Annotated in this window: 12 protein-coding genes; 8 read left to right on the top strand and 4 right to left on the bottom strand. The window is 63.3% G+C overall.

The genetic code is table 11. The features are described from left to right. From EOD07_RS12195 to EOD07_RS12175, 5 genes are all read left to right on the top strand, one after another. Positions 1–564: LysR substrate-binding domain-containing protein (locus EOD07_RS12195; protein WP_245470073.1), on the top strand; the 564-nt coding region annotated here is incomplete at its 5' end. A gap of 366 nt (positions 565–930) precedes the next feature. Further along, entirely contained in the window at positions 931–2,025 is a 1,095-nt protein-coding gene (locus EOD07_RS12190) for an ABC transporter ATP-binding protein (protein WP_127235623.1), read from the top strand. 70 nt (positions 2,026–2,095) lie between these two features. Further along, positions 2,096–3,208 carry an ABC transporter substrate-binding protein gene (locus EOD07_RS12185; RefSeq protein WP_127235622.1) on the top strand — a complete coding sequence of 371 codons (1,113 nt, stop codon included), beginning with the start codon at positions 2,096–2,098 and terminating at the stop codon, positions 3,206–3,208. A 22-nt stretch (positions 3,209–3,230) separates the two neighbouring features. Then, positions 3,231–4,064 (top strand): ABC transporter permease, encoded by an 834-nt coding sequence (locus EOD07_RS12180; protein WP_127235621.1) that lies wholly within the window; start codon positions 3,231–3,233, stop codon positions 4,062–4,064. Positions 4,065–4,068: 4 nt separating this feature from the next. Continuing rightward, a complete protein-coding gene (locus EOD07_RS12175; protein WP_127235620.1) occupies positions 4,069–4,878 on the top strand; it encodes an ABC transporter permease in 810 nt (269 codons plus the stop codon). On the opposite strand, the gene EOD07_RS12170 is transcribed toward EOD07_RS12175, so the two are convergent. Together EOD07_RS12170 and EOD07_RS12165 are read right to left on the bottom strand one after the other, a co-directional pair. Beyond that, positions 4,879–5,667 (bottom strand): fumarylacetoacetate hydrolase family protein, encoded by a 789-nt coding sequence (locus tag EOD07_RS12170; RefSeq protein ID WP_127235619.1) that lies wholly within the window; start codon positions 5,665–5,667, stop codon positions 4,879–4,881. A gap of 738 nt (positions 5,668–6,405) precedes the next feature. After that, positions 6,406–6,765 (bottom strand): metalloregulator ArsR/SmtB family transcription factor, encoded by a 360-nt coding sequence (locus EOD07_RS12165; RefSeq protein WP_040988334.1) that lies wholly within the window; start codon positions 6,763–6,765, stop codon positions 6,406–6,408. Between the two features lie 428 nt (positions 6,766–7,193). Between EOD07_RS12165 and EOD07_RS12160 the strand changes: the two genes are divergently transcribed. Beyond that, positions 7,194–7,388 carry a hypothetical protein gene (locus tag EOD07_RS12160; RefSeq protein ID WP_073987309.1) on the top strand — a complete coding sequence of 65 codons (195 nt, stop codon included), beginning with the start codon at positions 7,194–7,196 and terminating at the stop codon, positions 7,386–7,388. A 108-nt stretch (positions 7,389–7,496) separates the two neighbouring features. Further along, complete coding sequence (locus EOD07_RS12155) at positions 7,497–7,742, top strand: DUF982 domain-containing protein (protein ID WP_040988331.1); 246 nt, start codon at positions 7,497–7,499, stop codon at positions 7,740–7,742. A 155-nt stretch (positions 7,743–7,897) separates the two neighbouring features. Here the strand turns inward: EOD07_RS12155 and EOD07_RS37620 are convergent, their stop codons facing one another. Continuing rightward, entirely contained in the window at positions 7,898–8,062 is a 165-nt protein-coding gene (locus EOD07_RS37620; protein ID WP_157900518.1) for a hypothetical protein, read from the bottom strand. Positions 8,063–8,336: 274 nt separating this feature from the next. Here EOD07_RS37620 and EOD07_RS12150 point away from each other — a divergent pair, with 274 nt between their 5' ends. Further along, on the top strand, positions 8,337–8,579 hold the full coding sequence (locus EOD07_RS12150) for a DUF982 domain-containing protein (protein WP_127235618.1): 243 nt from the start codon (positions 8,337–8,339) through the stop codon (positions 8,577–8,579). Positions 8,580–8,870: 291 nt separating this feature from the next. Here EOD07_RS12150 and EOD07_RS37615 read toward each other — a convergent pair. Beyond that, positions 8,871–9,227, bottom strand: a 357-nt coding sequence (locus EOD07_RS37615) for a hypothetical protein (RefSeq protein WP_164772202.1), incomplete at its 5' end; no start/stop codon positions are given.

Genomic DNA, 9,227 nt, shown 5'->3' with positions numbered 1-9,227 from the left:
ACGCATATCGGCGAGTTCCAGCAGATGTATCCGGATGTGGCGCTCTCGGTGCTGACGCCAAGGCGGCTCGACGACGTCAGCAATCCGGAGGCCGACGCCTTCATCGCCTTCGGTGTCGGCAACTGGCCGAACCGCGCGGTGGAGCTGCTGTGCGAAGTCTCCTTCACGCCGCTCTGCAGCCCGACGCTGCTCAACAAGGTCGGTGGATTTTCCAAACCCGCCGATGTGCTGCGCGCCAATCTCTTGCATCTCAGCGACACCGAGGACTGGGCGCGCTGGCTGGCGCTGTCCAAGGTGGAGAATCCCGACACCGAAGGCGGCATCTTCTTTTCCGACATGAACCTCGTCTTCTCGGCGGCGATCGCCGGCCAGGGAATTGCCTTGGGCGACGAACTGACCGGCCGCCGGGCGCTGAGCGAGGGCCGGCTGGTCAAGCCATTCGAGGCGACCGTGCCCTCGCCGCGTGCCTATTTCCTGGTCTTCGAACACGCCAAGGCCGGACACCCGGTGCTCAACGCCTTCAGCGACTGGCTGAGGGCGAAGCTGTCGGAGAGCAGGCTTTAGGCGGATTGAGGGCTGCCGCCCTCTGCGGTCGTCATCCTCGGGCTTGACCCGAGGATCCATGCCGTGACGCTGGCCGAGGGGTGCGGCGGACCAGAATTCTGCACCGTTGCGACGCGTATAGGTCACGGCATGGATTCCAGGGTCTGCGCGCGTCGCTTCGCTCCTTGCTCCGCCCTGGAATGACGACGGCACGAATGCTTTGACTAATCGCGAACGTTGGTGAGCACGCCGAACGCCGGTAAGCGCTCCGGCCGGCCACGACCCACCCACCCGTGAATCAAATTTGCCGATCAGGCGAAAACTATTCGGTTGCGGCGAGCCGCAGCCATGCCTACGATTTCATTGGGAACTGAGGAAAGAGCCAGGATGCAGCAACCCGGCCGGGCCGCAGAGATCAAGGCGAACGGGATCGGCAAGAGCTTCGGCTCGTTCCGGGCGCTGGATAATCTGTCGCTCGATATCGGCCGCGGCGAGTTCCTGACCCTGCTCGGGCCTTCCGGCTCCGGCAAGACCACTTTCCTGATGATTTTGGCGGGGTTCGTGCAGCCGAGCGAAGGCAGGCTGTTCAGCGACGGCGTCGACATCACGGATCGCCCCGCCGAACAGCGGGCCGCCGGCATGGTGTTCCAGGGCTACGCCTTGTTTCCGCATATGAGCGTGGAACAGAACATCGCCTTCCCGCTCAAGGTGCGCAAGAAGTCCACTTCCGAGATCAAGCAACGCGTCGGCGAGATGATCGAGCGTGTCGGCCTCAAGGGCCACGAAAAGAAGCTGCCGTCGCAGCTTTCGGGCGGTCAGCAGCAGCGCGTGGCGCTGGCCCGCGCGCTGGTGTTCGAGCCGGGCGTGCTGCTCCTCGACGAGCCGTTCTCGGCGCTGGACAAGAGCCTGCGCGGCCAGATGCAGGCCGAGATGAAGCGGCTGCACCAGGAGACCGGCACCACCTTCGTCTTCGTCACCCATGACCAGAGCGAGGCGCTGGCGCTGTCGTCGCGCGTCGCCATCTTCAATCACGGCAAGCTGTTGCAGGTCGGCAGGCCGGACGAGGTCTATGACCGGCCCGCCAACCGTTTCGTCGCCGAGTTCCTGGGCGAGATCAACATGCTGCCGGTGAAGGGCGTGCGCCCCGCCGACAATGGCGCCACCGGGCTGTGCGAAGACCGCGCGGTCAACATGCGCTGCAAGGCGGAAACGATCAAAGGCGACGCGATCCTCGCCATCCGTCCCGAGGACATGTCGATCGCGCCGGAAGCGTCGGTCAATCAGAACGGCATCGCCGCGACGGCTGTCGCCTCAACTTACCTGGGTGCTGCAACCAAGCTCGACCTTACCACCCGCCAGGGCGCCAAGGTCACCGTCTCGGTGCCGAACGAGGTCGCGGCGGCGGCTTTGAGCAAAGGCAACTCCGTCTGGCTGACCTGGCCAGCAGAAAAGGGTTTCCTCCTTCCGGACGGAGGACAGTAAGCACCGCCGCCGCGGCCTGAAAGCGCCGCATCGGCTTTCGGTTCAATCAACGACAACAAGGGGAACTGACATGAACGACACGAAGAAACAAATGATCGAATCGCTGACCGAGCGGACCAAGCGCGGCGAGATCTCACGCCGGCAGTTCGCGCAGCTCGCCGGCCTCGTGCTTGCCGGCACGCCGATGCTGCTGCGTTCGACCGGCGCCCATGCCGAAACCAAAGGGCTGGTGCTGGTCAACTGGGGCGGCGACGCCATCACCGCCTATGACGCAGCCTACGGCCAGGCCTTCACCAAGGACACCGGCATCCCAGTCAAGATGGACGGCTCGGGCCCGACCGAAGGCGCGATCGCCGCGCAGTTCAAGAGCGGCGCGCCGACCTGGGACCTGGTCGACGTCGATCCGTTCTCGGCCATCACGCTCGGCGGCCAGGGCATGCTCGAGCCGATCGACTACAAGATCGTCGACAAGAGCAAGATGCGGCCGGGCTTCGGCTGGGAATACGCAGCGTCCACCTATTTCTTCTCCTATGTGATCGCCTACGACTCGCAGAAATTCGGCTCCAACGCGCCGACCGGCATGGCCGACTTCTTCGACGTCAAGAAATTCCCGGGCAAGCGCTCGCTCTACAAATGGGGCGTGTCGAGCTGGGAAGCCGCCCTTCTCGCCGACGGCGTGGCGCCGGCCTCGCTCTATCCGCTCGACCTCAAGCGCGCGCATGACAAGATCGCCGCCTTCAAGGAGAACGTCGTCTCCTATTGGGGCGGCGGCGCCGAGAGCCAGAGCGTGCTGCTCAACGGCGAAGCCTCGATGGCGATCGTGTGGTCGACCCGCGCCTCGCTGATCGAGCAGGATTCCGGCGGCCAGATCAAGTTCATCTGGGACCAGGGCCTGATCTCGCCCGGCGCGCTGGCGGTCTTGAAGAACAACCCCGGCGGCAAGGAAGCGGCGATGAAGTTCATTGCCAGCACCCAGGACCCGCAGAAGGAACTGGTGATGTTCGACAAGCTCGGCCAGGGCCCGGCCAATCCGGCGGCCGACGCGCTGATCCCGGCCGACAAGAAGCGCATCAACCCCGTCGATCCGGCGAACATGGCCAAGCAGATTCCCCTCGACATGGAGTGGTACGCCAAGAATTACGGCGCAGCGCTCGACGAATACACCAAGATCATCTCGGCCTGATCGGGCCGAGATTTTCGGACCGATGAGAGGCACCCTCTCCGACAGGATGGGCGCGGCGCTGCTGATGGCGCCGCTGCTCCTGTTCCTGATCCTTGCCTATGCGTGGCCGTTCCTCGGCGTGGTGAAATGGAGTTTTACGCTCCCCACGCCCGGGTTCGGCCAGTACCACGCCTTGCTCACCGACGATCTGGTGCAGTCGGTGTTCATCCGCACGCTGCGCATCGCGGCGATCGTCACCATCGTTTCGGTGACCGCCGCCTATGCCATCACCGTGGTGTGGGTGCGCGGCTCACCGGTGCAGCGCGTGCTTGCCGAATTCTGCATCCTGGTGCCGTTCTGGATCTCGGTGCTGACGCGCGCCTTCGGCTGGGTGGCGCTGCTTTCCAATCGCGGCCTGATCAACACCTGGCTGCAATCGATCGGCTTCATCTCGGAGCCGCTGACCCTGGTGCGCAACGAATTCGGCGTCATCGTCGGCATGTCGCATTTTTTGATCCCCTTCGCGGTGTTCCCGCTGGCTTCCGCCATGCGCAGCCTCGACGAGCGCGTGCTGCTTGCGGCGCGCGGCCTGGGCTCCAGCCGCATGCGCACTTTCTGGACGGTGTTCGTGCCGATGACGCGCTCCGGCATCATCGGCTCGGCGCTGATCACGTTCGTCTTCTCGCTGGGCTTCTTCGTCACGCCGGCGATCCTCGGGGGCGGTCGCAGCGTCATGATCGCGGAGCTGATCTATCTGCGCATCTTCCAGAGTCCCGACTGGGGCCTGGGCGCGGCGATCAGCGTTGTGCTGGTGGTGTTCGTCGGCGCGCTGATGGCGCTGCTGTTCCGCTACGTCAAACCGAAGCAATTGGTGTAGCAAGATGCCGACTTATCGCCCCGGTCCCGTCTCGCTCATCCTCGCCGTGCTGGTGGCGCTGTTCCTTCTGATGCCGCTGCTTGCCGTCATCCCGGTGTCGCTGACGCCGAGCCGCATGCTGACCATGCCGACGGGCGAACTGTCGCTGCGCCACTACCGCTCGCTGATCGAGGATCCGCGATGGCTGGACTCGATCCTGCTTTCGCTCAGGATCGGCGTCGTCAGCAGTATCCTCTCCACCGCGCTTGCCCTCACCTTCAGCCTCGGCGTCTGGATGTTCCAGCCGCGCTTCACCGCCGCCCTGGTCGGCTTCGTGCTGTTGCCGATGGTGGTGCCGCCGGTGGTTTCGGCCGTGACGCTCTATTTCCTGCTCACCTCGGTCTCCGGCCTGACCTCCTTCTTCGGCTACGACACGTGGCTCGGTGTCGCCATGGCGCATTCGGTGATGACGGTGCCTTTCGCCACGGTGCTGATCCTGGTGTCGCTGAGCCAGCTGGATCGCCGCATCGATCTTGCCGCGCGCGGGCTTGGCGCGAGCGTCTGGGAACGCGCGACGCGCGTCATCATGCCCAACATCAAGTTCGGCATCATCACGGCCGCACTTCTGTCCTTCGTGCTCTCCTGGGAAGAGATCGGCGTGACGCTGTTCATCACCTCGGTCAACGCCATCACCCTACCCCGCCTGATGTGGATGGGCCTGCGCGACAACATCGACCCGGCAATCGCAGCGCTTTCGGTGATCCTGATCATCATCACCGTTCTGGTGCTCGTCGTGCGCAGCGTCATCACAAGGCAGCGCGCCGCGAAGGCCTGATCAGACAAACCTGACCGAGACACGGCCGAACCTGCCCAGGTCGCCGGTGACTTCGTCGCCGGGCTCGACTTCTATCGGTTTGACGCAGGTGCCGGTTATCACCACCTGCCCCGGCTCCAGCGCGATGCCGAGACCCGACAATTCGTTGACGATCCATTGAAGGGCGATCCGGGGATCGCCCAGCACAGCCGCTCCCGATCCGTCATGACGCGACTTCCCGGTGACGAACCCGACCACCGGGTGCCTCGCCAGATCCACATCGCGCCAACCGTCTTCCACGGCCTCGCCGATGACGAACAGATTGGCGCAGGCATTGTCCGCGATGAGTTGCGCCGCGCCGACCGCGCAGAAGTCGTCATAGCGCGAGTCCGGTATCTCGATCGCCGGGTGCAGGGCCGCCACGGCATCCATCACCTCGGCAATCTCATAGGGTTCGGCGCGTGGCTTCAGGGCGCGGCCGAAGCGAAAGGCGAATTCGATTTCGGCCACGCGCATCCTGCTTGTCGCCAGCGAAACGGCTGCGCCGACCTCGACCGCCTTCTCCGCCAGCAGTCGCCCCGCCATCGGACCATCGACGTTGATGTGCCTCTGCCCGGCCAGGCTGGTGGCGGCAATTTTCCAGCCGAAAAGCGGAGCCGTCGAGCGGTCCATCACATACGATTGGACGGCATAGCCTTCCGAACGCGTTTGCGGCCGCACCGTCTCGGGTATCGCATCGAGACGGGTGCCATTGTCCCAGTGGGTCACCAACAGGCGCGAAGCGGCCCTGGCTTTTTGCGTATCGAACATCGTCAGCACCGAAGATCAAGAATGCCACGCTGCCCGCCGCTTCTCGGATCGGGAGCCCGGCATGGAGCATTGCGCAATGTGAACCAAGCGAGACGATAGGTGACGGGGTATCGAGAGTCCAGATTACCGGACAGGAGCCCCCGACGACATCAAGCCGGTGATCGCCCTAGAGGGTTTCACGGAAACGGCGAACCGCTCTATCCCTTTGTTTTTACGCAATTCCGGACGGAAAACCGCTCACACTTTTCCTGAGATTGCTCCTAAAGCGCGTCGCGCTGGAACGGATTCAGGCGACGCGACTTAAGCCTGCGCTTGATGCACGTCGTTGTTCCAGAACCGCCGCGCACTTCTGGGCGACATGCATTAGTGAACGCGGCAAGGCACGGGGCCTCAAAACGAAAGAGGCCCGCCGTGATCGGCGAGCCTCTTACGGGGCCGAAGTGGAAGCTCGGCGCCGTCATGATCCGGGGGTGTGGATCGACTCGAAATTTAGCCAACAGCGCCCGGCCAGGCGACTTACAAATCTGTAATCTTCGGCTGGGCCGGAAACCGGCCAGAATAAGAAAACCCTTTATTATCAGAAATTTGCAGCGAGAACCGAGCTTCGAAGCACCGCCTCTCAAAGAAACGTGATGAACCGTCCGGTGTCGCGATGCGGCCCGCTTGTGCTCAGTCTGCGCCATCGAAGCGCCGCACCGGACGAAGGCCCCCCGGCCTCGTCCGTGCGTGGCAGTCCGTTCAGGCAGCCTGCGGCCGCCGCATCCTCTCGACGAAGGCCTGCCTTGCCGGTCCGGCAAGCGGCTTGTCCATCGCCAGCAGGCCGTCAAGCAACGCCAAAAGTTCGCGCGCTGCCGAAGACTTGCAGGAATAATAGACCATCTGACGATCACGGCGGGTTTCGACAAGGCCAAACCTGCGCAGTTTGGCCAGGTGTTGCGACAGCGCTGACTGGCTGAGTTCGACCTTGTCGGCGAGCACGCCGACAGAGAGTTCGCCCTCGGCGAGGTAGTTCATGATGAGCAAACGCTTCTCGTTGCCCATCACCGCAAGAAAGGCTGCCGCGCTTTCTGCGTTGGCGGTAAGTTTCTTGGTAACCATCGATTTCCCCATGGTTCAGGCTCTTCCGAAGGCCATGGGGGCAATGGCTTCAGAGTTCCAGAGCGTTGACGAGCCTGCCCCGGTTTGGACGCGGGACCTGCCCTGCTTCTTTTTCGACCAGAACCCCTTCGTAACCCGGTTGCCACCACGTCGGGGTTGCTGGTCTCGGACAGAATACGCGGCGTTTTTTCGGGCTCAAGTCAATGCAGACTCGGAAAAATTCCGCGCTGCTAATGCGTATCAGCGCAGCGCTCGTTCGGCAAGAATATAACGAGGCCGGCAAAACAGCGGCCAGCCGCGGGCAAGGAGCACAGCAACCGGCGTGCCGGCTGAAGAGACCTCGGCCACGAGGTCGCCGCGACTCACTCCCAACCTCGAAGCGTGCTAATATTAGCCGGGCAAAGGAAGCCGGGCTGGAGAAGGAAGCCATGTCCGTCGTACGCAACACGTTCAACCCCGACGAGACGGCCATGCTTGGCCGTGTCTACGAAAACGGCAATTTCGAAGGCGAGACTGCCGAGCAGAAGGAAGCGCGCGCCTCGCGCATCATCGCCAATTACATGGCGGGCATCACTGACGAGGCGGAACTGATCGAGCTTTCACGGAGACCGCTTGGAAGATGAGCAAGCTGAGTGGCGTTCGGGAAACGGCTTCACGTTAAGTTGACGTTTTGCGATGCAACTCCACGATAAAATATATCGTGTTACGATATAGCTCAGGAGGTTTTAGCGATGATCCAAGGATGGTTTTCCAGACCGGTCGAAGTGGCCGTCGGGCTTTCCGGCTCGATCCGCCACATATCCAACGCCGAACAGGCCGTCGAACTGTTGACCGGCCAATGGCGCGATGCCGGCAGCGCGCTGCATGGCGCGGCCCTGCGCGCCTGCCGCCGGGCGATCCGCGGCGACGTTGCGGCGGACAACGCGAGGGAGGCCTTCATCGTAGCCGCGCGCGAGGCGCATGTGCTGGTGGAATAGACTGTGGCGGGCCCGGCGCTCCACAGGCCGGCCTATCGATAGTAAAGCCATAGAAGAACCAGCACCGCCAACGCCGCCGGAGACAGCAGGATTCCGGCGCGAAAGATGCACATGGCCAGCTGAAGCGGAGTGAACATGCCCTGGCGGTGTCGGACCTACCGGTCGCGCCATTTGACGGGAAACCGACGCTCCGTTCGAAACGCGCGCGGACGATCCGTTTCAGCCTGCGAGCGGTTCAGGCGCGCTTCCTCGTAGAGCCCGAAAGCGGTCGCCATCAAGGTGGCAACGGTCATGGTGGATGCGAGCACGGCGATAAGCATGAGAGGTCTTCCCGCGTTTCATCAGCCTGCCGGATTGATTAGCCCCGACCGCGAGGGTGCGGCAGTGACTTTGGTCACGCGATTTTCAGCTTTTTGGACCGCATACCGGTGCCCGTCAGCCGGTCCGAAAGCGGCCGGTCGCCACATTGAAAATTTTTCGGAACCTAACGAGCGATGGTTGGTTAACGCGCGGGTCCGGCATTCGCGGCCCGCATCAGGCGCTGTCCGGCGCCGATTGCTTGCTCAAAAGACGATCATAAGAATGGAGGAAATGATGAACGATGTCTGGTTTTCCGAACCAGTCGTGATCGATTTCCAGCCAAGCGGCCAGCGCAAGGTTTCGAGCTGCTTCGAGGCGATGGAATGCCTCGACCAGCGCTGGCCCAGACAGGCGCGCGACGGCGCCTGGCGCTCGGCGAACCGCGTCTGCCGCGACGCGCTCGACGGCCTGCGCAGCCCGGTGGAAGCCCGCAAGACGCTGCGCAAAGCGGCCAAGGTCGCCGGCCTGCTGGCGTAGCCCCGATTTTCCACGAAGCCCCACGAGGGCGTCACCAGGCCCGTCGCGGTTTCCCATTGCCGCGGCGGGCTTGCGTTTTTTTAATGCAGGCGAAGTGACGGCCGACGCATACTTGGAACGCGTTCAAGCACGCGCCCCGCTGGATACATGAAAACGCCGGCCGCTGGCTTCGGGGTTGCCTGACGGGTTCAGGCCCTTTCATTTCGGCGAGTCGGCCGGAAGGCCGCAACGCGAGCACGGGGACGTGGTAAACGGGCGGTTATTATCCACAGGGCCGTGGCGGCGGATGCTTCAGCCAAAGCCGCCAAGCACTTCGGGAAACTGTGCCGCCATCGCACCTTCTTCAGCCTGGCGGGCGTAGATCTGATGCATCTTCGCGCCGTCATATCTGGCGCGGCGGCGCTGGATATCCTTGCCAAAAAAGCCGGCAACGGCGTCGAAACGGCGGAAGAAGCGCTTCATCGCGCCGCGCTCGAAGGGTATGCGCTGCTCGAACGGCTTGCGCCAGGGCGTGTCCTTCGCCAGGTCGCGCCAGATGCTCAGCGCTTCCAGCTCGACCCCAACCTGGTTGCCCCACGGCTTGCCGCCGGCGAAATGCCTGGCCCAGGCCTGGGAAAATCGAAATTCCCTCGTCCCCAGCGATTGCAG

The organism is Mesorhizobium sp. M2C.T.Ca.TU.002.02.1.1, assembly GCF_003997225.1.
The sequence above is the reverse complement of the archived record's forward strand: the minus strand, read 5'-3'. Positions and strand labels throughout refer to the sequence as shown.